The sequence below is a fragment of the Nocardioides sp. 616 genome (assembly GCF_002930065.1).
Taxonomy (GTDB): Bacteria; Actinomycetota; Actinomycetes; order Propionibacteriales; family Nocardioidaceae; genus Nocardioides; species Nocardioides houyundeii.
The window spans coordinates 1-25,190 of record NZ_POAG01000022.1; the positions used below are offsets into that span (position 1 = coordinate 1).

Genomic DNA, 25,190 nt, shown 5'->3' on the forward strand with positions numbered 1-25,190 from the left:
CGCGGCGCGCGCCGGGTGCTCGTCGTCGCCGACCGGCCCGCCGCGATCACCATCGGCCACTGGTGCCGCACGATCACGGCGCTGGGGGACGGGGGTCTGGAGTGGGTCGTGATCACCTGGGACCGGCTGGAGAAGGTCACGGACCACACCTGGGACGTGATCATCGCGGACGAGGCCCACGCGCTGCGGCGTACGACGACGAAGCGGTGGAAGCTCTGGACGAAGGTGTCGGGGCACGGGCGGCCGCACGACCAGGCGCCGTTCGTCATCGCGACGACCGCGACGCCGGGACACACGCCGCTCGAGCTGCCGTACCTCGCTCCCGCCTATGCGCAGGTACTCGGTGAACCGATGAAGGCGTGGACCTCGGCGACACAACCCGGGGCCGCGTTCGCAGGCGCGCTCGAGCGCCACGGCGTCGAGGTGGAGCACGGCCGCTACGGCGCGACCTGGACCACCGATCCCGCGCGACGCGCAGCGGACCTCAAGCTGGTGCGCGGCTGGCTTACCGACGAGCGGCCCCCGGCGATGCTGCACCGCGCCGCACCGTGGGGGCCGGTGCCGATCTCCGGCATGCCGGTGGCTCTCACCCCGGCGGAGCGGTCCTCCTACGAGGCTGAGTGGGGAGCGTTCTGTCGTGAGATGGACCTCGCGCGACGCGGCCGCAACGTGGTGAAGGGTCGTGCCGCGCTGCTGCGCTTCCGGCAGAAGGCCGGGCTGATCCGGGTCGACTCGACGGTGGCCTGGATCGCCCAGCAGGTCCAGGCCGAGCGCCAGGTGGCGTGCTCGGTGGAGTTCGTCACCACCGCCGCCGACCCCATCGCCGACCGGCTGCGTGACTCCGGGATCGAGGTGGCCACGATCTACGGCGGCGACCGGTTCGACGCCGAGGCCGAGCGGCTGAAGTTCCAGACCGGACAGGCGAAGGTCTGCGTCTTCACCACGGTCGCCTCGATCAGCCTGCACGCCGGCGAGACCCTCGCCGACGGCCGCCGGGCGAGCACCGAGCCGCGGGTCGGCATCTTCCACCAGGCCCGCTTCTCGGGCATCGCCGCACGGCAGGTGACCGGTCGCACCCACCGCGACCATCAGGTCTCGCCGTGGCACATCGCCTATGCCGAGGGCACGGTCGAGGAGCAGGTCGGCAAGGTGATGGTGGAGCGGATCGCCGCCGCCTCCGACTCGGTGGGAAGCGACACCACCGGCCTCGCGGACCTCGCGCAGCTCCTCGGGGCGGACTGGCTGCCGCCCACGACGCTGACAGCCGACGGGACAGCGGACGGGACCGGGACCTGACTGCCGAGGCCCCGGTCCCTCCTGCGACGAGCTGGTCTCAGCGACCGGTCCAGACGGGGTCCCGCTTCTCCACGAAGGCGAGCGCGCCCTCCTTGGCGTCTGCGGAGGTCCGGATCGGGTTCACGAACTCGTGCTGCCGCTCGAACATGTCCGCCAGCTCCCAGTCCTGGGAGCGGACGAGGACCTGCTTGGACGCGGCGAGTGCCAGGGGAGCGTTGGCGGCGATCTCGTCGGCGAGCTGGAGCGCCACCTCGAGCGCGGAGCCCGGCTCGGCCAGCCGGTTGACCAGGTGCACCTCGGCGGCCGCGGTCGCGGGCCACATGGCGCCGGTCAGGACCAGCTCCATCGCCAGGTGGTAGGGGATGCGACGCTGCAGGCGCAGCAGGCCGCCGGCAGCGGCGGTGAGTCCGCGCTTGACCTCGGGCAGCCCGAACTTCGCCGCCGTGGAGGCGACCACCAGGTCGCAGGACAGCACGATCTCGAACCCGCCGGCCAGGGCGTAGCCTTCGACCGCCGCGATCAGCGGCTTGGTCGGCGGCTTCTGGACCAGGCCGGCGAACCCGCGGCCCTCGATGACCGGGCGCTCGCCCCGGGCGAAGCCCTTGAGGTCCATGCCGGCGCAGAAGGTCTGGTTGGCGCCGGTGATGACCCCGACGCTGAGGTCGTCGCGGCTGTCCAGCAGGTCGAGCGCGTCGGCGATCTCCTGGGCCATCTGCAGCGACATCGCGTTGCGCGACGCGGGCCGGTCCATGGTCATGACCAGCACCCGGCCCCGCTCGGTGACCTTGAGCTCCGGGCCGGCGGGCTGGTCGGTCTGCTGGTCCGTGGTGGCCGCGCTCATCGGGGAGCCATCCGGATCGCGCCGTCCAGGCGGATGGTCTCGCCGTTGAGGTAGGGGTTCTCCACGACCTGCTGGGCCATCATCGCGAACTCGTCGGGCTGGCCGAGCCGGGCCGGGTTGGGCACCTGCCCGCCCAGGCCGTCGCGGATCTCTTGGGAGAACCGCGCCAGGATCGGGGTGTCGAAGACGCCGGGGGCGATGGTGTTGACCCGGATGTTCTTGGTGGCCAGGTCGCGGGCGGCCACCAGGGTCATCCCGACCACGCCGGCCTTGGCGGAGGCGTAGGGGATCTGGCCGATCTGGCCCTCCCAGGCGGCGACCGAGGCGGTGAGCACGCAGACGCCGCGCTCGCCCTCGAGCACCTCGTTCTTGGCCATCCGGGCCGCGGCGAGCCGCAGCACGTTGAAGGTGCCCACCAGGTTGATGTTGATCAGCTGCTGGTAGAGCTCCAGGTCGCCCGGCGTGCCGTCGCGGTTGACCAGGCGGACCGTGCCGCCCTTGCCCGCGCAGTGCACCAGGGCCCGCAGCGGGCCGTGCTGCTCCGCGGCGTCGAGGGCGGCGTCGACCGTCGCCGCGTCGGTCACGTCGCCCTGGGCGAACGTGCCGCCGATCTCGGCGGCGAACTCGGTGCCCAGCTCCTTGTTGAGGTCGAAGACCACGACGTGGGCTCCGGCCTTCGCGAGGCGACGGGCGGTCGCCGCGCCGAGGCCGGAGGCCCCGCCGGTGACCAGGGCTGATGCTCCGTTGACGTCCACTCGGACTCCTTCGATGTGTGGGGGAACTGCGAGGGGGGAGCGGGTCAGAGCCGCTCGAGGATCGTGGCGTTGGCCATCCCGCCGGCCTCGCACATGAGCTCGAGGCCGTAGCGCTGGCCCTCGTCCTCCAGTGCGTGCAGCATCGTGGTCATCAGACGCGCCCCGGAGGCGCCCAGCGGGTGGCCCAGGGCGATGGCGCCGCCGCGCGGGTTGAGCTTGGCCGGGTCGCCCTTGAACTCCTTGAGCCACGCCAGCGGCACCGGGGCGAACGCCTCGTTCACCTCGACGTGGTCGATCTCGTCCAGGGTCAGGCCCGAGCGGGCCAGCACCTTGTGGGTGGCGGGGATCGGGCCGGTCAGCATCAGCAGCGGGTCGCTGCCGACCACGGACATGGTGTGCACCCGGGCTCGGGGGCGCAGCCCGAGCTCCTCGGCCTTGGCCCGCGACATCAGCAGCAGGGCGGCCGCGCCGTCGGTGATCTGGGAGGAGTTGCCGGCCGTGGTCGACCAGGTGACCTGGGGGAAGCGCTCGGACAGCTGGTCGTTCTCGAAGACCGCTTTGAGCCCGCCCAGCTTCTCCACCGTGGTGCCGCGACGAATCGTCTCGTCGGCGCTCACCACGCCGTTCGGGGTGGTGATCGGCACGATCTCGCGGTCGAACGCGCCCGCGTCCTGCGCGGCCGCGGCCCGCTCGTGGGAGAGAGCGGCGTACTCGTCGAGCTCCTGGCGGGTGAAGCCCCACTCGGCGGTGACCAGCTCCGAGGCGACGCCCTGGGAGACCAGGCCGGGGGCGTAGCGCTCGGCGATCCCGGCGCCGTAGGGGTCGGCGTCCATCCGGGCCGAGCCCATGACCACCCGGCTCATCGACTCCACGCCGCCGGCGATCACGATGTCGGCCTCGCCGGAGAGGATGCCCTGGGCGGCGAAGTGCACCGACTGCTGGCTGGAGCCGCACTTGCGGTCGATGGTGGTGGCCGGGACGTGCGCCGGGAAGCCCGCGGCGAGCCAGGCCATCCGGCCCGGAGTCGCGGACTGCTCGCCGACCTGCGAGACGCAGCCGATGATGACGTCGTCCACGGTCCCGGGGTCGACCTGGGGGGAGCGGGCCAGGAGCGCCTGCAGCGTCTGCGCGAGCAGGTCCACCGGGTGTACGTCGGACAGGGCGCCTCCCGCCTTGCCGCGTCCCACGGGCGAGCGGACGGCGTCGACGATCACGACGTCGCGGGGGCTGTTTCCTTGCGTCTGAGCCATGCCTATTGCTTATCATGATTGTCATGCGTATGTCCACGGTCGCCAGGGGGGCAGCGGTTGTGGAACGGGTTACCGGCACTCCTTGACACGCTTTCCGAGATGAATCTAGGATAATGATTACAACTAAGGAGGTGATTCCGTGACGGATCCGTACGCGGAGATCAGACAGCTTGCGGCACAGGTGGCTCGCGAGGTCTACGAACCCATGGCCGAATCGCTCGACGTCAACCGCACGCCCATCCCCAAGGAAGAGCGCCGCCGACTCGGCGACCTCGGCTTCCTGGGCATCGCCCACCCGGAGAAGTACGGTGGCTCCGGCGCCCCGCTCGAGGAGGCGCTCGTGGTCATCGAGGAGCTGGGCAAGGTGTGCCGTCCGGCCGCCTTCCAGGTCTTCGAGGCCAACACCGGCCCGGCCCAGGTGATCACCCACCTCGGCTCCGAGGAGCAGCGGGAGCGCTGGCTCCCCGACATCATCAGCGGCGAGCGCACCATGGCCGTCGGCATCTCCGAGCCGGACGCCGGCTCGGCCGCCACGGACATGCGCACCAACGCCAAGGAGGTCGACGGCCGCCTGGTGATCAACGGCTCCAAGCGCTGGATCTCCAACGGTGGCGAGGCCGACCAGTACCTGCTCTACTGCCGCCTCTCCGACGCGCCCGGCGCCAAGGGGATCGGCGCGGTCGTGGTCGACAAGGGCACCCCCGGGTTCAGCTTCGGCGCCGGTGAGCGCCTGATGGGCTTCCGCGGCATCCCCTCGGCCGACCTCTACTTCGACAACGTCGAGGTCCCCCTGGAGAACGTCGTGGTGCCGGCCGGCAACTTCGGCAAGCTCTTCGGTGTCTTCTCCATCGAGCGGATGGGCAACACCACCATGAGCCTCGCGATCGGCCAGGCCGCCCTCGACAAGACGCTGAAGTACGTCGAGGAGCGCGAGCAGTTCGGCAAGCCCCTGGTGGAGTTCCAGAGCATCCAGGTGATGCTGGCCGACATGATCCTGCAGGTCGAGGCCGCCCGGCTGCTGCGCGACAAGGCCGCGGCGACCGCCACCGAGACCGGTGTCCCGGACACCCTGGCAGTCTCGCTCGCCAAGTGCACCGCCAACGAGATGGCAAAGAAGGTCACCGACCTGGCCATGCAGATCCACGGCGGCAACGGCTACACCGAGGAGTACGGTCTCGAGCGGTTGCACCGTGACTCCCACGGCTGGGCGATCGCGGGCGGCACCCCGATGATGCAGCGCACGCGCATCGTCTCCGAGGTGCTCGGCCGCAAGTTCGACCAGCGTCGCTGAGCGGGCCCCCCAGCCCGTCGGCCCGTCGAAAACTCTCCAGAAGGAACTCACCGTGGAAGACAGCCAGTTGTTCGACCTCAGCCCCCGGCACCGTGAGGTCCGGGAGATCGCCCGGGAGGTGGCCGCCAAGGTCGCACCCTTCGCCGACGAGGCCGACGAGGCCGTCGAGGTGCACCAGGGATGCCTGGACGCCCTGCGGGAGAGTGGCCTGGCCCGCTACGTGGTCCAGGCGGCGTACGGCGGGCACGACGAGGTGCTGGACCCGCTGACGATCGCGGTGGTCCGTGAGCAGCTGATGTACTCCTCGGCGCACCTGGACTCCATGTTCGGCATGCAGGGGGTCGGCAGCTACTCGCTGTCCGTGGGGGGCTCGGAGGCGCTGAAGCAGCAGTGGCTGCCCAAGGTCGCCACGCTGGACGCCATCGCGGGGCTCGCGCTCACCGAGCCCGACGTGGGCTCGGACCTGCGAGCCATCACCACCACGATGGTGGTCGACGGGGACGAGCTGGTCGTCAACGGGCGCAAGTCCTTCATCACCAACGGCGGAGCGGCGGACTTCTACTGCACGCTGGTGCGTGAGGAGGACGGCTGGTCGATGGTGCTGGTCCCGGCGAGCACGCCGGGGCTGAGCATCGAGAAGGGTGCCGACCTGATGGCGCCCCACATCCTGGGCGAGCTCACCTTCGAGGACGTCCGGGTGCCCGCCGACCACCGGCTCGGGGTTCCCGGCAAGGCGTTCTCGCTGATGCTGCAGACCCTGGCGGTCTTCCGGGTGACCGTGGCCGGCTCCGCCGTGGGCCTGGCCCAGGCGGCGCTGGACGAGGCCAAGAACCACGCCATGACCCGCGAGCAGTTCGGCAAGCCGCTCATCGAGCTGGGTGCGGTCTCGCAGAAGCTGGCCCAGTCCTGGACCGACGTGGAGGCCGCCCGGGCGTTCGTGTACCGCGCGGCGGCCCTGGCCAAGAGCGACCCGCTGGCCCACCTGGACTACTCCTCGATGGCCAAGGTGCACGCCACCGAGTCGGCCGCCGCGGTCGTCGACCGGTCGGTCCAGACGATGGGGCGCTTCGGGCTCGTCCGCGGCTCCAAGATCGAGCGCCTCTACCGCAACGCCCGGCCGCTGCGGGTCTACGAGGGTGCCACCGAGGTGCTGCTCGACTCGCTGGCCCGCCGGCTCGCGAAGGGCGCCCGCTGACATGGACCTGCAGCTGGAGGACACAGTCGTCCTGGTGACCGGCGCCAGCCGCGGACTCGGTGCCGAGATGGCGATCAAGCTCGCCGAGGAGGGCGCCTACGTGGTGGCCGCCGCCCGGAGCGTGGCCAGCCTGGCCGAGGTCGCCGAGCGTGGTCACGGCCGCATCAGCATCGTGGAGGCGGACATGACCGACGAGGAGTCCGTATCCGGGCTCGTCGACGAGGTCATCGAGCGGCACGGGCGGATCGACGGCCTGATCAACAACGCCGGCATCGCGCCGGCAGGCAAGTTCGTGGACCAGGACCCGCAGATCTGGAAGGACGCCCTGACCGTCAACGTGCTGGCGCCGATGATGCTGGCCCAGGCGGCCGGCCGCCAGATGATCGCCCAGGGTGGCGGTCGGATCGTCAACGTCGCCTCCACCACGGGCGTGCGGGGCAAGCCCTTCCTGGTCGGCTACTCCACCTCCAAGGGCGCCGTGGTGCGGTTCACCGAGGCGCTGGCCGCCGAGTGGGGCTCCAAGAACGTGCAGGTCAACTGCATCGCCCCGGGTGCGTTCCGGACCGACGCGCAGAAGGCGGTCACCGAGTCCGAGGACCTGCTGGCCCGTCGCGTGGCCAAGATCCCCGCGGGCCGGATGGCCGACCCGTCCGAGCTGGTGCCGCTGGCCTGCCTGCTCGTGTCCCCCGTGTCCCCCTTCACCACCGGTGCGATCTTCGTGGTCGACGGTGGCGAGTCCGGAAAGCTGTGACCCTGACATGATCATCGACGCCCACACCCACATCTGGCCCGACAAGATCGCCGCGATCGCCCTGGGCGGCAACCGCGTCGAGGGCCTCGAGGCCCGGGGCGACGGCACCGTCAGCGGCCTCACCAGCGACATGGCCGACAGCGGCGTCCAGATCAGCTGCTGCCTGGCGATCGCCAACGAGGCCCGCCACGTCGACTCGGTCAACCGCTTCGTCGCCGGGCTCGCCGACGAGACCCACGTGCCCTTCGGCACCGTGCACGTGGACCTGTCGGTGGAGGAGAACCTCGCCAGCCTGCAGCGGCACGGGGTGCGGGCGGTCAAGATCCACCCGCTCTTCCAGAAGTTCGGCCTCGACGACCCGCGGCTGTGGGAGATCTTCGAGGCCTTCGGCAGCGACTACGCCGTGATCACCCACGTCGGCGAGGGTGGCGACGAGTTCACCAACGGCCTGTCCAACCCGCGGATGATCCGCGACATCACCCGCCAGTTCCCCGACCTGAGGCTGATGGCCTGCCACTTCGGGGGCTACAAGATCCTCGACGACGCCGAGGAGATGCTGGCCGGCACGGACGTGGTGCTGGAGACCTCCTGGCCGCCCAGCCTCGCCACGCTGCGCCCCGAGCGGGTCCGCGACCTGATCCGCAAGCACGGCGCTGAGCGCATCGTGTTCGGCTCCGACTGGCCGATGACCAGCCCGGCGGAGGAGATCCGCGCGATCGAGGCGCTGGGACTCACCGACGACGAGACCAAGCTGGTGCTCGGCGGGACCCTGGCCAGCGTGCTGGGCGATCGGCTGCCCTCCTAGAGCCCGGCCCGAGGCGCCCTACCCCTCGGGGTCGGGCGCCTCGGTCGTGCCTCGGTGGGCACAGCTCAGATGACGCCCCACACGATGGGCTCGTCGAGCACGGCGGGGAACTTCTTCTCCGCGTAGCGCAGGTACTCCTGGATGTGGTCCTGCATGGACGCCGCGGCGGCGTTGGGGTCGCGGGACTCGATCATCTCGCAGATCTGCAGGTGCGCCTTGTGCACCGCCGTACGGCGCACCTCGGGGTAGTCGATGCCGATCGCCGACCCGTCGAGGATGCCGAGCAGGGCGTCGACGAGATAGCCGAACATCGCGTTGCCGGAGCCGCGCGCGATCAGGTCGTGGAAGCGCTTGTTCTCCTCCAGGAAGATCGACTGGTTCTTCAGGTTCTCCTGCATGTTGTCCACGCTGGCCCTCAGGGCGGCCAGGTTCGCCTCGTCCATCCGCTCCGCGGCGAGCCGGGACATCATCGGCTCCAGCCCGAGGCGGGCCTCGGCAATGGTGCGGAACGGAGCGTTGGCGAACTGCAGGAGCAGGGTGAGCGAGGTGGCCAGGCAGCCGGCATCCGGCTGCTGGACCACGGGACCGCCACCGGGGCCGGGCTTGAGGGTGATGACGCCCTGGAGCTCGAGGAAGCGCAGTGACTCGCGGAGCGTGCCGCGGCCCACGTCGTACTTCTCGAGCATCACGCGCTCGGGCGGCAGCCGGTCGCCGACCACGTTGCCGCGCTCGTTGATGTCGGCCACGATCCGTTGCGCCACCAGCATGGCGGTCTTCATGGGCCTCAGTGAGCCGGAGGTCATGTCAGGTCCCTTCACTTGCCGGCGGGGTGCCGGCTCGAGCTACGGCGACGACGAAGCCTAGGGGAATCATAGTCAATAATTAGCCGCGGTGAATGAATTGCTTTCATGTTGCGCGTGCCGAACGGGCTCAGGAGGCGTTCACGACGCCGTTCGAGGCCAGGGAGTCCACGTCCTCGGAGGTCAGGCCGAGCTCGTCGACCAGGATCTCGCGCGTGTGCTGGCCCACGCTGGGTACGCCATCGTAGGTCGGACCGGCGTAGTCCTTCATGTGCAGGATCGGCCCGGGCATCAGCGCCGGCCCGAGCACGGTGTTGGCCAGCTCCACCAGGGTGCGCTCGCTGAAGTGCGGGTCCTCGGTCACGTCCTTGGAGTCGTTGACGGCGGCCGCCACGACCTCGTACTTGTCCAGGATCTCCAGGGCCTCGGAGCGCGGGTGCGAGCCGACCCAGTCGATGACGATCTGCTGCATCGCGTCGTTGTTGGCCATCCGGGCGGTGTTGGTGGCGAACCGCTCGTCGTCCTTGAGGTCGGGACGCCCCATCGCCTCGAACAGGCGCAGGGCGATCGACTGGTTGGAGGCGGCGATGGAGAGCCAGGTCCCGTCGGCGGCCTGGTAGATCCCGCGCGGGGAGGCTGCGCCGGAGGCGTTGCCGTGCCGCTGCATGATCGTGCCGGTCGAGGTGTAGTTCAGCACTGCGTCGCCCAGGATGAACATCAGCGGCTCGTACAGCGCCACGTCGACCTCGGAGCCTTGGCCGGCCATCTCGCGGCGGAACAGCGCCATCGCGGTCCCGAAGGCCGCGGAGATGCCGGCGATGGAGTCGGCGAACCCGAACGGCGGGGCGGTGGGCGGGGTGTCCGGCCAGCCGTTGAGGAAGGCGTACCCGCTGGCGGTCTCGGCCACGGTGCCGAAGCCCGGACGCTCGCTGTAGGGGCCGGTCTGGCCGAAGCCGCTGACCCGGGTCATCACGATCTTGGGGTTGTCGGCCGCGAGCTCGGCGTAGCCGAGACCCCAGGCCTCCATCCGTCCGGGACGGAAGTTCTCGATGACCACGTCGGCCTTGCTGATGAGCTGGCGGGCGACGGTGCGGCCCTCCTGCTGGCGCATGTCGAGGCCGACCGAGCGCTTGCCCGAGTTCAGGCGCGAGAAGCCGATGGCCAGCCCCTCGTGCGCCGGCTGCCACTGACGGGCGAAGTCACCGTGGACCGGGTCCTCGATCTTGATCACGTCGGCACCGAAGTCCCGGAGCATCCGCCCCGCGGTCGGGGCGGCGTACATGGAGCCCAGCTCGACGACGCGGACGCCGGTCAGTGGTGCCTGGGACTGGGGGTTGGGCATGGGGTGTCCTCTCGACGCAATCAATGCGCATCAATACTAACATTGGGTGGCGCTGGTCACAAGGCCGGTACGACGGAGCGGCGCTGATCCTGACATGGAGGGCCAAACGACCGATTGGTGGGATAGCGTGCCGCGATGAGCATCCGGCAGTCAGAGGTGATCGCGCCGTGCCCCGGCGATCCTGCTGCCGAGCGGGCGGTCGCGGCGGCACGCCGTGTCGGGGAGCTGCTGATCAGGCACACGTCCTCGGTCGGGTCCGGCCCGGGCGCCGAGCTCGAGTCCGCAGCCATGGCGCTGGAGGACCTGGCCTTCCGGCTGGAGCGGTGCTCGCCCACGGCACAGGAGGTCGTGGACGGGCTGGAGCGCCGCGAGAGGTACAGCCGACACGACCCGGTGTCCGGCGCCCACAACCCGTTCGCCCCACCGGTCGAGGTCGTCGGCCGCAGTGACGGCTCGGTGGCAGGCAGCGTGCGGTTCGGCCTGCCCCACCAAGGTCCGCCTGGGCTGGTGCACGGCGGGGTGCTCGCCATGGTGCTCGACCACGTGCTGGCCCTGGCCAACTCGTGGGCCGGAACCATCGGGCTGACCGGAGGGCTCGAGCTGCGCTACCTGCGACCCACCCCGCTCTTCGCCGACCTGCGGGTGACCGCACGGCAGGAGCGCCTGGAGGGACGCAAGATCGTCACCTCGGGCGAGATCACCCTCGACGGCGAGCCCTGCGTGACGGCGAGCGGCCTGTTCGTCGCCTTCCCCGCCCCGACGGGGCGCTGACCGGGTGGACGACTCCAGGCGCGTCGCCACCCTGGTCGGGGTGCTCTTCGGCATCGCCAGCATGGGCTCGTCCTCCGCGGCCATCGCGCTCGCCCCGATGGCCCAGGACCTCGGCATCGAGGTCTCGACGGCGGTGTGGACCATCAGCCTCTACGTCCTGATGCTGGGGGTGACCACGGCGCTGTACGGCCGGATCTCCGACCTGGTCGGGGTGCGGGCCCCGCTGGCGGCCGGGGTGGGCATGATGACCGCCGGGGCGATGCTGGCCGCGCTGGCGCCGGGCTACGAGCTCCACCTGGTCGGCCGACTGGTACAGGGCGCGGGAGCGGCCGCGGTGCCCACGCTCGGGGTCGTGGTGCTGACCGCCCGGTACGACGGCCCGATCCGCAGCCTCGCGCTCGGACGACTGGCGGGCATGGCGGCGGTCGTCGGCGGGCTCGGGCCGCTGGGAGGCGGACTCGTGGAGGCGACGCTGGGCTGGCGCGGGGTGATGGCCGTCCCCATGCTGGGCCTGCTGGTGCTGCCCTGGATCTGGCACGCGCTGGACTCCGAGGGGATCAGGGGCCGGCTCGACGTGGTGGGCGCCTGCCTCGTGGCCCTCGCGGCCGCCGGGCTGGTGCTGCTGGTCCAGTCGCCGTCCACCGACGTCGTCTTCGCCGTCGCGGGCTGCGCGCTGCTGGCGACGGGGGTGCCGGCGGTGGTGCTGTGGGTCAGGCGCGAGCCGGGTGGCTTCCTGCCCCTGGTCGTGGTGCGCAACGGCACGCTGGTACGCAGCGCGGTGGCGGCCGCGGCCCTGCCGGCGGGCTGGTTCGCGCTGCTGGTCGCTGCTCCGGCCGTGCTCGTGCTGGAGGGCTGGGAACCGTGGCAGGTGGGACTGCTGCTCGTGCCCGGCGCGCTCACCGGCTTCTTCACGCCCCGACTCTCCGGCCGGCTGATCGAGCGCCTGGGCGCGTCGGCGTCGCTCGCCGTCGCCAGCGTCGGGGGTTCCCTGAGCCTGGTCCTCGCGGCGGTCGGGGTGTGGCAGCTCTGGCCCCCGCTGCTGACCCTGTCGATCATGTTGAACACCGCGTGCTTCTCGCTGGGTCAGCCGGCCCTGCTGCGTGCGGTCGGGGACTCCGCGGACGCGGACGTGCGGGGGGTGGCCCTGGGGGTGGCGATGCTGCTCTTCCTCACCGGCGGCAGCGTGGGCTCCGCCGTCGTCGGCGGGCTCAACGGCGTGGTCGGCTACGCCGTCAGCCTGCTCGTGCTGGCGGCGCTGCCCCTGCTCGCCGCGGCTGGGCTCCAGCCCGACGTACGGGCGCACCGGCGCGGTCCCAGGCGCTGACGCCGACCCGGCCCACCGGATCCATGCGCAGGGTCTATCGTGTGCGGTGATCCCCGACCGCGACCTGGCCGGGAGAGTCGGACCCGGATTGGGGCGACGGATCGTCCGCGGCGATTGCCGGCGGTTGTCCCGCACGCCCAAATCCGGAGGTCCCCAGTGTCGCAAGCCCAGTCGCAAGCACCGTCCCATGTCCTGTTCCCGCGCCGTCGTACCTCGACCGCCCTGTCCGCCCTCGGGCTGGCCCTCGTCCTGGCCGGCTGCGGCGGTGGCTCCGACGACGCGGCGGACCAGCCCGAGGAGGGCTCGGCGAGCGCCGTGGCGGGCTACCCGGTCACGGTGCGCAACTGCGGCACCGAGGTCACCTTCGACGAGCCCCCGCAGCGCGTGGTCACCATCAAGTCCACCTCCACCGAGCTGCTGCTGGCGCTGGGGCTGGGGGAGCGGATCGTCGGCCAGGCCTTCGCGGACGGACCGGTGCCCGAGCAGTGGGCCGAGGAGGCCGCGGGCATCACCACCATCTCCGACGAGGCGCCCAGCCAGGAGGTGGTCCTCGAGCAGGAGCCTGACTTGGTGCTGGCGGGCTGGGAGAGCAACCTGGCCGCGGACACGGCGGGCGAGCGGGACCAGCTGGCCCGCCTCGGCGTCCACACCTACGTCTCCCCGGCCGCGTGCCAGGCGCCCCAGGACCAGCCGGACCGGATGACCTTCGACCTGCTGTTCGACCAGTTCCAGGAGCTCGGCGCGATCCTCGGGGAGCCCGAGGCGGCGCAGGCCCTGGTGACCGAGCAGCGCTCCCGGTTGTCCGAGGTCAGGCGCGCGGTCCCCGGAACCACGGCGCTGTGGTGGTCCTCCGGCGAGGACACGCCGTACGTCGGGGGCGGGATCGGCGCGCCGCAGATGGTGCTGGAGGCCCTCGGCCTGGACAACGTCGCCGAGGACGTGGACCAGACCTGGACCTCGATGGGCTGGGAGGCGATCGTGGACGCCGATCCCGACGTGATCGTGCTGGTGGACGCCACCTGGAACTCGGCGAGGGAGAAGATCGACCAGCTGGAGTCCAGCCCCGCCACCGCCGAGCTGTCCGCGGTGCGCCGGCAGCGCTACCTGGTGCTGCCGTTCCCCGCCGCGGAGGCCGGGGTCCGCTCCGTGCCGGCCACCCTCGAGCTGTCCGAGCAGCTCGCTGAGCTCGGCCTGCTCGAGCCGACCCAGCGGTGAGCCGGCGATGACTCCGGTGCCGGCCCCGACCACCCGGACCGGGCCCGTGCCCGAGGCGCCGGCCCGGAAGGAGCCACGGACACCGCGGCCAACGCGGCGGCGTCCCCACCCGGGGCAGCTCGGCCTCCCGGTCCTGCTGCTGGCCCTGGTGCTCGTGCTGGTGCTCTCCATCGGCCTGGCCGTCACCATCGGCCCGGCGGACCTGACGCTGCGCGAGGTCTGGGGCGCCGTCGGGGAACGGCTGGGCCTGGGCGAGAGCGAAGTGACCGCACTGCGCGCCGGGATCGTGTGGGAGCTGCGGCTGCCGCGCGTCCTGACCGCGGCCGCGGTGGGCGCCGGCCTGGCGCTGAGCGGGGCGGTGATGCAGGCGCTGACCCGGAACCCGCTGGCCGACCCCTACCTGCTCGGGCTCTCCTCCGGGGCCTCCACCGGCGCCGTTCTGGTGCTGCTGCTCGGCATGTCGGTGATGCTGCCGGTGGCGGCGTTCTGCGGCGCGCTGATCGCCCTGGCCGCGACGCTGGGCCTGGCCCGCTCGCTCGGGGAGATCACCCCGAGCCGGACGGTCCTCGCCGGGCTGGCGGTCTCCTCCTTCGCGGCTGCCGTCACCTCGATGCTGATCTTCTGGAACGCCCGGGGTGACTCCTTCCGCCAGGTGCTCAGCTGGATGCTGGGGTCGCTGGCCGGTGCCGACTGGCCGGCCGTGGCGATCACCTGGGGGGTGCTGCTGGCGGTCGGGATCCCGGTGCTGATGCGCGGCCGGGTGCTGGACGCCTTCGCCTTCGGCGACTCCGCCGCCGCCTCGCTCGGGGTGGACGTCGGCCGGACCCGGTGGCTGCTGCTCGGCGGCTCCGCGCTGGTCACCGGAGCGATGGTCTCGGTGAGCGGGGCCATCGGCTTCGTCGGCCTGGTGCTGCCGAACGCCGTACGGCTGGTGGTCGGCTCCCGGCACCGGAGGCTGCTGCCGCTGACCGTGCTGCTGGGCGCCATCTTCATGATCTGGGTCGACACGGTCGCGCGCACCCTGTTCGACCCGCGCGAGGTCCCCGTCGGCATCATCACCGTGCTGATCGGGGCGCCGGTCTTCGTGCTGGTCCTGATCGGCCACCGGGGGCGGGCATGACTCCGGACGGGTTCGGCACGCTGCGGGTGCGCGGCCTGTCCCGCGTGGCGGGAGGCACGGTTCTGGTCGAGGACGCCTCGTTCCAGGTCCCCAGCGGCGGCGTCGTCGCCCTGGTCGGTCCCAACGGGGCCGGGAAGTCGAGCCTGCTCCGCCTGATCGCCGGCACCGCGTCTCCGGACCGGCTCCCGGACGCCACCCCCGCCCGGCGACGGGCCGAGCGTGGCCAGGCGAGCGTCGTGCTGGACGGCGTCGACCTGCTCGCCCTGCGCCGTCGGGACCGGGCCCGACAGGTCGCGGTCGTCGAGCAGGACGCCCGGGCGGAGTTCGCCCTCACCGTGCGCCAGGTGGTGGCCCTGGGCCGGATCCCGCACGAGTCGTCCTGGGCCGTGGCCCCGACGGAGTCCGGGGAGGTCGACGCAGCCCTGGCGCGCGCCGGGCTGCAGGGGATGGCGGACCGTTCCCTGGCCACGCTCTCGGGGGGCGAGCAGCAGCGGGTGCAGCTGGCCCGGGCACTGGCCCAGCAGCCGCGGCTGCTGCTGCTCGACGAGCCCACCAACCACCTCGACATCCGGGCCCAGCTGGACACCCTGGCGTTGCTGCGGGAGATCGCGGGGACCGGGATCACCGTGCTCGCCGCCCTGCACGACCTCAACCTCGCCGCGGCCCATTGCGACCACGTGGTGGTGCTCGCCGGTGGCCGGGTGCGCGCGGTGGGTGAGGTGGGCGAGGTCCTGGTCCCCGCCCTGATCGAGGAGACCTACGGCGTGGCCGCCGACGTGGTGGCCCACCCGAGGACGGGCCGGCCGCTGATCGCCTTCTCCCGAACCTAGACTGACGCCCGAGGACGAGCCAGGAGGCGACGTGCAGGGACGGGTCGGGTACGTCGTACCGCTGGACGCGGTCACACCGCGCGAGGCCGTCGACCTCAGCGTCATGGCCCAGCACGCCGGTTTCGTCGGCACCATGGCCGCCGACACCTTCCAGCCCTGGCTCCCCAGCCTGGGCCAGGCGCCCCACGTCTGGACCCTGCTCGGCGCCCTGGCCGAGCACACCACGGGCGACTTCGGGGTCGGGATGGCGGTGGCCGGGGGACGGATGCACCCCGCGGCGCTGGCGCAGGCCGCCGCGACCCTGGGGGCGCTGCACCCGGGGCGGCACTGGATCTCGATGGGCGTCGGCGAGGCGCTGCACGAGCACGTGGTCGGCGACTACTGGCCGGAGCCGCCGCAGCGCATCGAGCGGCTGTTCGAGGCCGTGGAGCTGGTGAAGCGGCTCTTCGCCGGGTCGGGCGCGGGCCGCGAGGTGCGGTACGACGGCTCGCACTTCCGGATGGAGAGCTCCCGGCTGTGGACGATGCCGCAGCAGCCGCCCGCGGTGCTGGTCGCCACCAGCGGCCCGCATACCGCGCGCCGCGCGGGCCGCAGCGCCGACGGGCTGCTGGCCTTCGCCGTGCAGCCGCAGCAGGCGGCGCTGCTCCTGGAGCGGTTCCGGGAGGGGGCGCGGGAGTCCGGCAAGGACCCCGCCGCGATGCCCGCCTGGCTCCACCTCAACGTGAGCTGGGCGAGCAGCACCGAGGCGGCGGTCCGGCACGTCGTGGAGCGCTACCCGATGGCGGCGATGCGGTTCGCGCGGGGCGACCTGCGCTCCCCGCACGCGGTGGAGCAGATCGCCCGGCTGGTGCGGGCCGAGGACTTCGAGGGTCGGATCCCGGCGAGCGCCGACCCGGCCGTGCACCTGGCCGAGATCCGGACCTACCTGGACCTCGGCTACGACCGGGTGTTCCTGCACAACGTGGGGCCCGACCAGGCGGCCTTCCTGCAGACGTTCGGGCGCGACGTGATCCCGGAGCTGGACTCCTAGAGGTTTGCCTGGCTCCCGTCGGTGGCATAGTCCGGCCATGGGGGTCAGGGGAGTGGTGGCGGCGAGCGCGCTTGTCGCGACGCTGCTGTCCGGCTGCGGTGACGACGCCGGCGCCGGCGCGGTGGCCGAGGACGCGGCGTGGCGCACCAGCACGGACCCGGTCGAGGTGCGCGGGCTGGCCTGGGCGGCCGGTTCCACGGTGCACCTGGCGGACGGGACCGAGATCCACACCGCGGACCCGGTCCGGGCCTTCCTGGTCGCCGGCGACGGGGTCTTCTACGAGCCCCTGGCCCAGGACGAGGAGGACGGTTCCTCCTTCGCCGGCGGGCCGCTGTACTTCGCGGCCCCCGGGCGGGAGCCGGTCGACACCGGTCTGAGCGCCTACGACCGGGAGATCGCGGCCTCCCCGGACGGCACGACGCTGGTGCTGCTGGACACCGACCACGACGAGGGCCGTGCCGTGCTGCGCTTCTTCGACCTGGCCACCGGTGAGGCGTTCACCTCTGAGGACGGGATGGAGAACGACCACGACGACCCCGAGTGGAACCTGTCGGAGGCCGAGGTGCACGTGCGGGGCGTCAGCGACGACGCCGTCTACGTCTCGGCGCTCGAGGGCAATTACGTCTACGACCTGGCGACCGGGGAGGGCAGGCCCGCGGGCGAGGACGACGAGCCTCCCGGCTGGGACGCCGGCCCGTCGCAGAGCCCGGACGGGCGCTGGCGGATCGAGCAGCGGGACACCGGTCCTGACCGGGTCGTGGACCGCGACGGTGAGGAGGTCGACCTGGTGCTCGAGGAGCCGCGCTCGGCCCTCTCCTGGTGGGCCGACGAGGAGACCGTGGTCGGCACCGTCGCCCGGGGGCCGGGACGCGGCAACAGGACTCGTCCCGGTGACGCGGTGAGCCTGCTGTCCTGCGTCATGCCCTCCGGTGAGTGCACCACCTACCCGGAGTCCACCGGCCAGCTCGTGCTGTTCCCGGCGGGGTCGGAGATCCAGGGCATCTACCTGCAGGGGGGCGACGAGTGACGAATCCGGAGATCGAGTACCGACGGCTGGTGTCGGCCGAAGCGTCGGCCATCCGGACCAGGGTGCAGACGCTCGAGGGCGTCATCCACGACCTCGCCGGGGTGCGGGAGGACCTGGCGCACGCCCAGCGGATGCCGGTGTGGTCGGGCGGCGCGGCGACCGCCTTCGCCGGACGCATGGGAGCCCTGCACCAGGGGCTGGCGACGAGCCGCTCGGGCGTGGTGCTGGCCCGGTACGCCCTGGAGGCCGCCGCCGGCGCCTACGAGACGGTCGAGTCGCACGCGGACCACTACATCGCCTTCTGGCGCAACCGTCCCGACGGGATGCCCGCGGTGATCGAGGAGCTCTTCGCGCGGGTGGTCAACGGCTGCCTGCTCACGGTCGGGTCGACGTACAACCAGCAGCTCAGCGCCATCGGGGCCGTGCTGACCGGCGACGATCCCAGCCTGGACCAGCTCGACGAGGAGACCCGGAAGTGGGTGGAGGAGGGGCTGGCCAAGAACGAGAAGTGGCTGGAGGGCAACGACAGCGAGCTCGGGCCGCGCATCCCCAACACCGCCGCCAACGGCGACGACCGCGGCTGGATCCCCCAGGGGCTCGGCTACGACCCCACCAGTGGCACCCTGCTGCAGGGCTACTACACCAAGGACGACGAGGGCCACGGCAAGGACTCCTACCTGGCGCTCGTCGACGAGGTGACCGGACGCGAGGTCGGCGAGGTCAAGCTGGGCGACTCCTACATCGACGCCAACGGCAACCGCGTCAGCACCGACCACCCCAAGCATGCGGGCGGGGTGACGGTCGACGGGGACAAGGTCTACGTCACCGACAACGGCAAGGTGTTCACCTACTCCCTCGACGCCATCCGCAAGACGGGACCGGGGCAGACCGTGCCCCAGGAGAGAGCCCCGCAGTCCGGGATGGACGGCGGTTCCTACTCCGCGATGAAGGACGGCAAGCTCTACCTGGGTGACCACGAGGACAACAAGCTCTACGTCTACGAGCGGTCCGGGGGCGAGTGGGTCAAGGTCGAGACCATCGACACCCCGCCCAAGACCCAGGGCGTCCTGGTGCGCGACGACGAGCTCGTCTTCAGCTCCTCCGCGGGCCGGCACCAGGACCACAGCCAGCTCATCGTCCAGGACCACGACGGCAACCGCAGCGAGCCCTACGAGCTGCCGAGCATGTCCCAGGGCGTGGTGGAGGTCGACGGCGAGCTGGTGGTGACCTACGAGTCCGGCGCCGGGGAGTTCGACAGCCCGTTGTCCGGGACGGCCGGGTGGTGGTGGGGCCGCGACGACTACCAGGACCTGTGGGGCAACCCGTTCATGACCCGCACCCCGCTCTCCGAGCTCGGCCTCGGCGAGGACTACGACGTGGAGCCCGGGACTCTGCTGCAGGCGGCCGGCGAGCTCTCCGGCCCGACCAGCGACCTCAAGGCCGCGGGCGCCGACCTGGACGCCGTCACCGTCCCCGGCCACCTGCTGGGCGAGGTGCCGCAGGCCGCGGTGCTCGCCGCCACGGTCCGCACGCTGGTCGGCGCCGCGGCGGACAGCCTGCGCACCGGGGCCGCCGCGGTGGGTGCGGCCGCCGACCTGCTGGGCTCCGCCGCCCAGGACTACGCCCGGACCGACGAGGGCATCGGGGCGGCCTTCGTGCGGGGCACCCCGGACTGAGTCGCGCCGTCCCCCGCCGCCGGGGGACTGCTCAGACGTTGCGCCGGTACTGCCCGCCCACCTCGAAGAACGCCTCGGTGACCTGCTGCAGCGAGCAGACCCGCGCGGCGTCCATCAGCACCGCGAAGACGTTGTCGCCGGAGATGGCCGCCTCCTTCAGGCGGGCCAGCGCCTGCTGGGCCTCGGCGCCGTGGGCGGCGTGGAACTCCCGGACCCGGCTCAGCTGGGACTCCTTCTCGGACTCGGTCGCGCGCGCCAGTTCGACGTCGGCGGGGGAGACGTCGGAGTCGGGCTTGACGAAGGTGTTGACCCCGATGATGGGCAGCGAGCCGTCGTGCTTGCGGTGCTCGTAGCGCATCGACTCGTCCTGGATCCGCCCTCGCTGGTAGCCGGTCTCCATCGCGCCCAGCACGCCCCCGCGCTCGTTGAGGGAGTCGAACTCCGCCAGCACCGCGGCCTCGACCAGGTCGGTGAGCTCGTCGATGATGAAGGAGCCCTGCAGCGGGTTCTCGTTCATCGCCAGGCCCCACTCGCGGTTGATGATCAGCTGGATCGCCAGGGCCCGGCGTACCGACTCCTCGGTGGGGGTGGTGACGGCCTCGTCGTAGGCGTTGGTGTGCAGGGAGTTGGCGTTGTCGTAGATCGCGATCAGCGCCTGCAGCGTGGTGCGGATGTCGTTGAAGTCCATCTCCTGGGCGTGCAGGGAGCGACCGGAGGTCTGCACGTGGTACTTCAGCTTCTGCGAGCGCTCCGCCGCGCCGTACTTCTCCTTCATGGTGATCGCCCAGATGCGGCGCGCCACCCGGCCCAGCACGGAGTACTCCGGGTCCATGCCGTTGGAGAAGAAGAACGACAGGTTGGGGGCGAAGTCGTCGATGTCCATGCCGCGCGCCAGGTACGCCTCGACGTAGGTGAAGCCGTTCGCCAGGGTGAACGCGAGCTGGCTGATGGGGTTCGCCCCGGCCTCGGCGATGTGGTAGCCGGAGATGGAGACGGAGTAGAAGTTGCGCACCTTCCTCGCGATGAACCACTGCTGGATGTCGGCCATCATCCGCAAGCTGAACTCGGTGGAGAACAGGCAGGTGTTCTGGCCCTGGTCCTCCTTGAGGATGTCGGCCTGCACGGTGCCGCGCACGTTTGCCAAGGCGTACGCCGACAGCTCGGCGTGCTCGTTCTCGTCGGGGTCGCGACCCTCGCTCTCACGGAACCTCGCCACCTGCTGGTCGATGACGGTGTTGAGGAAGAAGGCCAGCACTGTGGGCGCGGGCCCGTTGATCGTCATCGAGACGCTGGTCGAGGGCGCGACCAGGTCGAAGCCGTCGAAGAGCGCCGCCATGTCCTCGACCGTGGCCACCGAGACCCCCGAGGTGCCGACCTTGCCGTAGACGTCGGGACGGGGGTCGGGGTCGCGCCCGTAGAGGGTGACCGAGTCGAACGCGGTGGAGAGCCGGGTGGCCTCGCCGTCGGCGGAGAGGATCTTGAACCGGCGGTTGGTGCGCGCCGGGTCGCCCTCGCCGGCGAACATCCGGGCCGGGTCCTCGCCGTCCCGCTTGAACGGGAAGACGCCGGCGGTGAACGGGAAGAAGCCGGGCAGGTTCTCCCGGCGCCAGAAGCGCACCAGCTCGCCGTGGTCGGTCAAGCGCGGCAGGGAGACGCGGGGGATCGGGTTGCCCGACAGCGACTCGCGGGTCAGCGCCGTGCGCTGCTCCTTGCCGCGCACCGTCACCACCTGCTCGTCGCCGGAGTACGACGCCACCACAGCCGGCCACGCCGCGACCTGGTCGGCGACCTGGTGCGGCAGCGCCTTGCGGGCGGACTCCAGCAGGGTCTGCACCCCGCTCGTGCCAGCCGTCTCCAGACCGGTCTCCAGTCCCGCCTCCACCAGCTCCCCGGCCACCAGCTCGAGGCGCTGCACCCGGCTCGCCGCCGCGGCGTACTCCTCGGTGCGGCGGTGGTAGTCGCGGACGGTCTCGGCGATCTCGGCCAGGTAGCGGACCCGCTCGCCGGGCACCACCTGGCGGATCGTCGAGGAGTGGCGCACCTCGACGCGGGGGAGCAGGCCCTCGGTGACGGCCAGCCCGGCCTCGGCCAGCTGGTCGCGCAGGTGCTGGTAGAGCGCGGTGACGCCGTCGTCGTTGAAGGTGGCGGCGCTGGTGCCGAAGACCGGCATCTCGTGAGGCTGGCTCCCGAAGGCCTCGCGGTTGCGCACCAGCTGGCGCCCGACGTCGCGCAGCGCGTCCTTGGCGCCGCGGCGCTCGAACTTGTTGATCGCCACGGTGTCGGCGAAGTCGAGCATGTCGATCTTCTCCAGCTGGGACGCGGCGCCGAACTCGGGCGTCATCACGTACAGCGAGCGGTCCACGAAGGGCACGATCGCGGCGTCGCCCTGGCCGATGCCGGGGGTCTCCACCACGACCAGGTCGAAGCCGGCCGCCTTCATCACGTCGATCACGTCGGCCAGGTGCTCGGGCACCTCGTGGGCGCCCCGGGTGGCGAGGCTGCGGAAGAAGGTGCGCTCGCCGTCCAGGGCGTTGGCCCGGATCCGGTCGCCCAGCAGCGCGCCGCCGCCCTTGCGGCGGGTGGGGTCGACCGCGACCACCGCGATCCGCAGCTTGTCCTGCTGGTCGATCCGGAAGCGCCGGACCAGCTCGTCGGTGAGGCTGGACTTGCCGGAGCCGCCGGTGCCGGTGATGCCCAGCACCGGAGTGCCGGTGGCCGCGGCGGCCGCCCGGATCCGGGTCAGCGTCTGCTCGTCCAGCTGGCCGGTCTCCGCTCCGGTCAGGGCGCGGGCGATCGCCGGCCGGTCGCCGGCCAGCACCGCCTCGACGTCTGCCTGGCGCTGGGTCCAGGGGTCGAAGTCGCAGTCGGCGACCACCGAGTTGACCATCCCCACCAGGCCCATGCGCTGGCCGTCCTCGGGGGAGAAGATCCGTACCCCGGCCGCGCGCAGCCGCTCGATCTCCTGCGGCACGATCACCCCGCCGCCACCCCCGACGACCTTGACGTGGTCCGCCCCGGCGGCGCGCAGCGACTCGGTGAGGTACTCGAAGTACTCCACGTGCCCGCCCTGGTAGGAGGAGACGGCGACGCCCTGCACGTCCTCCTCGAGCGCGGCGGCGACGACCTCGGCCACCGAGCGGTTGTGACCGAGGTGGATGACCTCGCAGCCCTGGCTCTGGAAGATCCGCCGCATGATGTTGATGGAGGCGTCGTGGCCGTCGAACAGTGCTGAGGCGGTCACCAGGCGAACCGGGTTGCGGGGCACGTGGAGCTCGCTCATGAGGCAGCCTTCGAGAAGTAGTAGGACGTCCTAGGAGTTTAATAGTAGGACGTCCTACTAAATCCCGGAAGGGGTCGCGCGGGTCCGTTCGGCTTCGGCGCTGTCGTAGTTTGGGGGGATGGCGACGCGTCCCTACGACCCGCGCCCGCGTCGCCCGTGGCGCGAGGCCGCGCTGGTCAGCTCCGGCTTCGTGGCGCTGCTGTGGCTCATCGAGCTGCTCGACACCGGCCTGAACAACCGGCTGGACCGTGAGGGAATCCGCCCGGGCAGCCCCGACGGGCTCAGTGGCGTGCTGTTCGCGCCCCTGCTGCACGTCGGCTTCGACCACCTGGCCGCCAACACCGTGCCGCTGCTGGTCCTCGGCTTCCTGATCCTGCTCTCCGGGGTGGGCCAGTGGCTCGCGGTCACCGCGACGGTGTGGATCGTCGGCGGGCTGGGGACCTGGCTCCTCGGTGGAGCCGGGACGGTCCATCTCGGGGCCTCCCTGCTCGTCTTCGGGTGGCTCGTCTTCCTGCTGGTGCGCGGGATCTTCACCCGCCGGCCCGGTCAGATCGCGCTCGGCGTGCTCCTCTTCCTCGTCTACGGCAGCCTGCTGTGGGGCGTGCTGCCCGGCCAGCCCGGCGTCTCCTGGCAGGGGCACCTCTTCGGCGCCCTCGGCGGTCTGCTCGCGGCCTGGTGGCTCAGGCCGTCACGACTCGGACGGATCGGCGTCGGCCAGTCGCCGTACCGCGGGTAGCAGCCGCTCCAGCGCCGGCAGGGCGGAGCGTGCCGCGTCGACGGCGAGGGTGTCCGGAGCCCCGTCGGTGCCGGTGCGCCGCAGCGGCTCGGTGGCCCGGCGCAGCGCGCGGTCGAAGTCCCGCACCGGGTCGGTGCTCTCGCCCCGCAGCCAGCAGCGCAGCACGTGGTTGTGCGCGGTCACCACGGCCTGCCCCACCAGCTCGGCCTCCAGGTCGCGGTCCGGCACGTCGCTCAGCCCGGCGTGGATCGCGGCCCGGAAGGCGCGCTGGTAGGCCCGCTGGCCGGCGTACTCCCGGGCGCGGACCGCGGGCACCGCCGAGACGAGGCGGTAACGGCTGCGGGCCAGCTCGCCCTCGGTGAGGTAGTGGTCCAGCACGATCCGGGCGGCCTCGGTGACCCGGACGTCGAGCGGCTCGGGCTCCGGGCGGTTGAGGCGCTCGGTCACCTGGTCCAGCAGCGCGGCCTGGTGGGGGAGGACCGCCTCCTCCTTGGACCGGAAGTGCCGGAAGAAGGTGGTGCGGCCCACGCCAGCGCGCTCGACCACGTCCTCGATGGTGGTCTGGTCGAAGCCGCGCTCCTCGAACAGGGAGAGGGCGGCCTCGGAGATGCGTTCGCGTGCCGTCATACGACCCCCAGGAGTTCTGCTACTCGGCGGTACTGAGTACCGTTCGCAACGGTACTGAGTCCCAGAGAAGAGAGCAAACATGCAGAACGTCGGAGTTGTCGGGTGTGGACTGATGGGTGCGGGCATCGCGGAGGTCTCCGCGCGAGCCGGACTGGACGTGGTGGTCGCCGAGTCGAGCCAGGGCGCTGCCGACGCCGGACGCAGCCGCCTGGAGAAGTCGCTGACCCGGGCCGAGGCCAAGGGCAAGATCGACTCCGCGGCCGCCGTGCTGGAGCGGATCCGGGTCGTCACCGACCTCGGTGAGCTCGCGGACCGCGACATCGTGATCGAGGCGATCGTCGAGGACGAGGACGCCAAGACCCAGCTCTTCCGCGCCCTGGACCAGATCGTCACCCGCCCCGACGCGATCCTGGCCTCCAACACCTCCTCGATCCCGATCATGAAGCTGGGCGTGGTCACCTCCCGCCCGGAGAACGTCATCGGCGTCCACTTCTTCAACCCCGTCCCGGTCCTCCAGCTGGTCGAGCTGGTGCCGAGCCTGCTCACCGCCGACGACACCACCGCCCGGGCCCGGGCGTTCGTGGAGGGCCAGCTGGGCAAGCAGGCCATCGACTGCCAGGACCGTGCCGGCTTCGTGGTCAACGCGCTGCTGATCCCGTTCGTGCTCTCCGCGATCCGGATGCTGGAGTCCGGCTTCGCCACCGCGGAGGACATCGACCGCGGCCTGGTGCTCGGTGCGGCGCACCCCCAGGGCCCGCTGGCGCTGGCCGACCTGATCGGCCTGGACACCACCAAGGCGGTCGCTGAGTCGTTGTACGAGGAGTTCAAGGAGCCGCTGTACGCCGCCCCGCCGCTGTTGGCCAGAATGGTCGACGCCGGCCTGCTCGGCCGCAAGACCGGACGTGGCTTCTACACCTACGCCTGAGGAAGGGCGCCACCAACCGCCAGGAGCAGCACTAGCTCGAGGCCGGCGCCTCGCTCACAGGTCGACGAGCCAGGTGTTCGTGAGGACCTCCCGAACCCGGGCATCGAGGAGCCCACGGGATCGCAGGTCGTCCCGGCGGGCGGTGGCGTCCTCGCGCGACGTGCACACCTCCCGGCCCTCTTCGTGGTTCTGGTCGCCGGTGACCAGCACGTAGACGGTGCGCTGCTCACCCGCCGCAAGGACCGGCCGTTCCGCACCCGAGCGGAACGGCCGGTCCTCGCACATGTTCGAGCGGTCGGTGCG

At 71.8% G+C, this 25,190-nt stretch carries 23 protein-coding genes; 15 read left to right on the forward strand and 8 right to left on the reverse strand.

The window, feature by feature from the left end:
* Window positions 1-1,296 (forward strand): DEAD/DEAH box helicase (locus C5H89_RS14910; protein WP_104107784.1); only part of this gene is annotated, 1,296 nt, incomplete at its 5' end.
* 37 nt (window positions 1,297-1,333) lie between these two features.
* Here C5H89_RS14910 and C5H89_RS14915 read toward each other — a convergent pair.
* From C5H89_RS14915 to C5H89_RS14925, 3 genes are read right to left on the reverse strand one after another with little or no spacing between them, the layout of a single operon-like run.
* Window positions 1,334-2,137: a crotonase/enoyl-CoA hydratase family protein gene (locus C5H89_RS14915; protein WP_104107785.1), complete on the reverse strand. Its 804-nt coding sequence runs from the start codon at window positions 2,135-2,137 to the stop codon at window positions 1,334-1,336.
* Window positions 2,134-2,892 (reverse strand): SDR family NAD(P)-dependent oxidoreductase, encoded by a 759-nt coding sequence (locus C5H89_RS14920; RefSeq protein WP_104107786.1) that lies wholly within the window; start codon window positions 2,890-2,892, stop codon window positions 2,134-2,136. The genes C5H89_RS14915 and C5H89_RS14920 overlap by 4 nt, the downstream gene beginning before the upstream one ends.
* Before the next feature lie 44 nt (window positions 2,893-2,936).
* Window positions 2,937-4,142, reverse strand: a complete 1,206-nt coding sequence (locus C5H89_RS14925) for a thiolase family protein (RefSeq protein WP_104107787.1) — start codon at window positions 4,140-4,142, stop codon at window positions 2,937-2,939.
* Between the two features lie 139 nt (window positions 4,143-4,281).
* Between C5H89_RS14925 and C5H89_RS14930 the strand changes: the two genes are divergently transcribed.
* From C5H89_RS14930 to C5H89_RS14945, 4 genes are read left to right on the forward strand one after another with little or no spacing between them, the layout of a single operon-like run.
* Window positions 4,282-5,433, forward strand: a complete 1,152-nt coding sequence (locus tag C5H89_RS14930) for an acyl-CoA dehydrogenase family protein (protein ID WP_205305057.1) — start codon at window positions 4,282-4,284, stop codon at window positions 5,431-5,433.
* A 52-nt stretch (window positions 5,434-5,485) separates the two neighbouring features.
* Window positions 5,486-6,628, forward strand: a complete 1,143-nt coding sequence (locus tag C5H89_RS14935; RefSeq protein ID WP_205305058.1) for an acyl-CoA dehydrogenase — start codon at window positions 5,486-5,488, stop codon at window positions 6,626-6,628.
* A gap of 1 nt (window position 6,629) precedes the next feature.
* Window positions 6,630-7,379, forward strand: coding sequence for an SDR family oxidoreductase (locus tag C5H89_RS14940; protein WP_104107789.1), 750 nt, complete (start codon window positions 6,630-6,632; stop codon window positions 7,377-7,379).
* A 7-nt stretch (window positions 7,380-7,386) separates the two neighbouring features.
* Window positions 7,387-8,184 (forward strand): amidohydrolase family protein, encoded by a 798-nt coding sequence (locus C5H89_RS14945; RefSeq protein ID WP_104107790.1) that lies wholly within the window; start codon window positions 7,387-7,389, stop codon window positions 8,182-8,184.
* Between the two features lie 65 nt (window positions 8,185-8,249).
* Here the strand turns inward: C5H89_RS14945 and C5H89_RS14950 are convergent, their stop codons facing one another.
* The gene (locus C5H89_RS14950) at window positions 8,250-8,963 is read right to left on the reverse strand and encodes an FCD domain-containing protein (protein WP_199286801.1); all 714 of its coding nucleotides are present in this window, start codon (window positions 8,961-8,963) and stop codon (window positions 8,250-8,252) included.
* Between the two features lie 151 nt (window positions 8,964-9,114).
* Entirely contained in the window at window positions 9,115-10,326 is a 1,212-nt protein-coding gene (locus tag C5H89_RS14955) for a CoA transferase (protein WP_104107791.1), read from the reverse strand.
* 135 nt (window positions 10,327-10,461) lie between these two features.
* Between C5H89_RS14955 and C5H89_RS14960 the strand changes: the two genes are divergently transcribed.
* The 8 genes from C5H89_RS14960 to C5H89_RS14995 all read left to right on the forward strand — a co-directional run bounded on the left by C5H89_RS14960 (window position 10,462) and on the right by C5H89_RS14995 (window position 19,319).
* Window positions 10,462-11,097, forward strand: a complete 636-nt coding sequence (locus C5H89_RS14960) for a PaaI family thioesterase (RefSeq protein ID WP_104107792.1) — start codon at window positions 10,462-10,464, stop codon at window positions 11,095-11,097.
* A gap of 4 nt (window positions 11,098-11,101) precedes the next feature.
* On the forward strand, window positions 11,102-12,421 hold the full coding sequence (locus tag C5H89_RS14965; RefSeq protein WP_104107793.1) for an MFS transporter: 1,320 nt from the start codon (window positions 11,102-11,104) through the stop codon (window positions 12,419-12,421).
* A 156-nt stretch (window positions 12,422-12,577) separates the two neighbouring features.
* Complete coding sequence (locus C5H89_RS14970) at window positions 12,578-13,636, forward strand: putative F420-0 ABC transporter substrate-binding protein (protein ID WP_205305059.1); 1,059 nt, start codon at window positions 12,578-12,580, stop codon at window positions 13,634-13,636.
* A 7-nt stretch (window positions 13,637-13,643) separates the two neighbouring features.
* Window positions 13,644-14,756: a putative F420-0 ABC transporter permease subunit gene (locus tag C5H89_RS14975; RefSeq protein ID WP_104107794.1), complete on the forward strand. Its 1,113-nt coding sequence runs from the start codon at window positions 13,644-13,646 to the stop codon at window positions 14,754-14,756.
* Complete coding sequence (locus C5H89_RS14980) at window positions 14,753-15,586, forward strand: ATP-binding cassette domain-containing protein (protein ID WP_104107795.1); 834 nt, start codon at window positions 14,753-14,755, stop codon at window positions 15,584-15,586. The genes C5H89_RS14975 and C5H89_RS14980 overlap by 4 nt, the downstream gene beginning before the upstream one ends.
* Window positions 15,587-15,617: 31 nt before the next feature.
* Window positions 15,618-16,616 (forward strand): TIGR03557 family F420-dependent LLM class oxidoreductase, encoded by a 999-nt coding sequence (locus C5H89_RS14985; protein WP_104107796.1) that lies wholly within the window; start codon window positions 15,618-15,620, stop codon window positions 16,614-16,616.
* 37 nt (window positions 16,617-16,653) lie between these two features.
* Window positions 16,654-17,643, forward strand: coding sequence for a hypothetical protein (locus C5H89_RS19525; protein WP_104107797.1), 990 nt, complete (start codon window positions 16,654-16,656; stop codon window positions 17,641-17,643).
* Window positions 17,640-19,319 carry a hypothetical protein gene (locus C5H89_RS14995; protein WP_104107798.1) on the forward strand — a complete coding sequence of 560 codons (1,680 nt, stop codon included), beginning with the start codon at window positions 17,640-17,642 and terminating at the stop codon, window positions 19,317-19,319. The genes C5H89_RS19525 and C5H89_RS14995 overlap by 4 nt, the downstream gene beginning before the upstream one ends.
* A gap of 31 nt (window positions 19,320-19,350) precedes the next feature.
* Here C5H89_RS14995 and icmF read toward each other — a convergent pair whose 3' ends face one another.
* Window positions 19,351-22,599: a fused isobutyryl-CoA mutase/GTPase IcmF gene (icmF, locus tag C5H89_RS15000; RefSeq protein WP_104107799.1), complete on the reverse strand. Its 3,249-nt coding sequence runs from the start codon at window positions 22,597-22,599 to the stop codon at window positions 19,351-19,353.
* A 118-nt stretch (window positions 22,600-22,717) separates the two neighbouring features.
* Between icmF and C5H89_RS15005 the strand changes: the two genes are divergently transcribed.
* Window positions 22,718-23,335 carry a rhomboid family intramembrane serine protease gene (locus C5H89_RS15005; RefSeq protein ID WP_104107800.1) on the forward strand — a complete coding sequence of 206 codons (618 nt, stop codon included), beginning with the start codon at window positions 22,718-22,720 and terminating at the stop codon, window positions 23,333-23,335.
* On the opposite strand, the gene C5H89_RS15010 is transcribed toward C5H89_RS15005, so the two are convergent.
* Window positions 23,288-23,962 (reverse strand): TetR family transcriptional regulator, encoded by a 675-nt coding sequence (locus C5H89_RS15010; protein ID WP_162799404.1) that lies wholly within the window; start codon window positions 23,960-23,962, stop codon window positions 23,288-23,290. The two genes, C5H89_RS15005 and C5H89_RS15010, sit on opposite strands and share 48 nt — an antisense overlap.
* Before the next feature lie 79 nt (window positions 23,963-24,041).
* Here C5H89_RS15010 and C5H89_RS15015 point away from each other — a divergent pair, with 79 nt between their 5' ends.
* Window positions 24,042-24,887 carry a 3-hydroxybutyryl-CoA dehydrogenase gene (locus tag C5H89_RS15015; protein WP_104107801.1) on the forward strand — a complete coding sequence of 282 codons (846 nt, stop codon included), beginning with the start codon at window positions 24,042-24,044 and terminating at the stop codon, window positions 24,885-24,887.
* A 54-nt stretch (window positions 24,888-24,941) separates the two neighbouring features.
* Here the strand turns inward: C5H89_RS15015 and C5H89_RS15020 are convergent.
* Window positions 24,942-25,190, reverse strand: a 249-nt coding sequence (locus C5H89_RS15020; protein WP_162799405.1) for a hypothetical protein, incomplete at its 5' end; no start/stop codon positions are given.

What these genes read in the sequence shown, in the direction of transcription:
- C5H89_RS14955 (WP_104107791.1), bottom strand. Translation starts at nt 10,326, where the DNA reads ATGCCCAACCCCCAGTCCCAGGCACCACTGACCGGCGTCCGCGTCGTC.
- C5H89_RS14960 (WP_104107792.1), top strand. Translation starts at nt 10,462, where the DNA reads ATGAGCATCCGGCAGTCAGAGGTGATCGCGCCGTGCCCCGGCGATCCT.
- C5H89_RS15015 (WP_104107801.1), top strand. Translation starts at nt 24,042, where the DNA reads ATGCAGAACGTCGGAGTTGTCGGGTGTGGACTGATGGGTGCGGGCATC.
- C5H89_RS15005 (WP_104107800.1), top strand. Translation starts at nt 22,718, where the DNA reads ATGGCGACGCGTCCCTACGACCCGCGCCCGCGTCGCCCGTGGCGCGAG.
- C5H89_RS14975 (WP_104107794.1), top strand. Translation starts at nt 13,644, where the DNA reads ATGACTCCGGTGCCGGCCCCGACCACCCGGACCGGGCCCGTGCCCGAG.
- C5H89_RS14915 (WP_104107785.1), bottom strand. Translation starts at nt 2,137, where the DNA reads ATGAGCGCGGCCACCACGGACCAGCAGACCGACCAGCCCGCCGGCCCG.
- C5H89_RS14980 (WP_104107795.1), top strand. Translation starts at nt 14,753, where the DNA reads ATGACTCCGGACGGGTTCGGCACGCTGCGGGTGCGCGGCCTGTCCCGC.
- C5H89_RS14945 (WP_104107790.1), top strand. Translation starts at nt 7,387, where the DNA reads ATGATCATCGACGCCCACACCCACATCTGGCCCGACAAGATCGCCGCG.
- C5H89_RS19525 (WP_104107797.1), top strand. Translation starts at nt 16,654, where the DNA reads ATGGGGGTCAGGGGAGTGGTGGCGGCGAGCGCGCTTGTCGCGACGCTG.
- icmF (WP_104107799.1), bottom strand. Translation starts at nt 22,599, where the DNA reads ATGAGCGAGCTCCACGTGCCCCGCAACCCGGTTCGCCTGGTGACCGCC.
- C5H89_RS15010 (WP_162799404.1), bottom strand. Translation starts at nt 23,962, where the DNA reads ATGACGGCACGCGAACGCATCTCCGAGGCCGCCCTCTCCCTGTTCGAG.
- C5H89_RS14940 (WP_104107789.1), top strand. Translation starts at nt 6,630, where the DNA reads ATGGACCTGCAGCTGGAGGACACAGTCGTCCTGGTGACCGGCGCCAGC.
- C5H89_RS14950 (WP_199286801.1), bottom strand. Translation starts at nt 8,963, where the DNA reads ATGAAGACCGCCATGCTGGTGGCGCAACGGATCGTGGCCGACATCAAC.
- C5H89_RS14925 (WP_104107787.1), bottom strand. Translation starts at nt 4,142, where the DNA reads ATGGCTCAGACGCAAGGAAACAGCCCCCGCGACGTCGTGATCGTCGAC.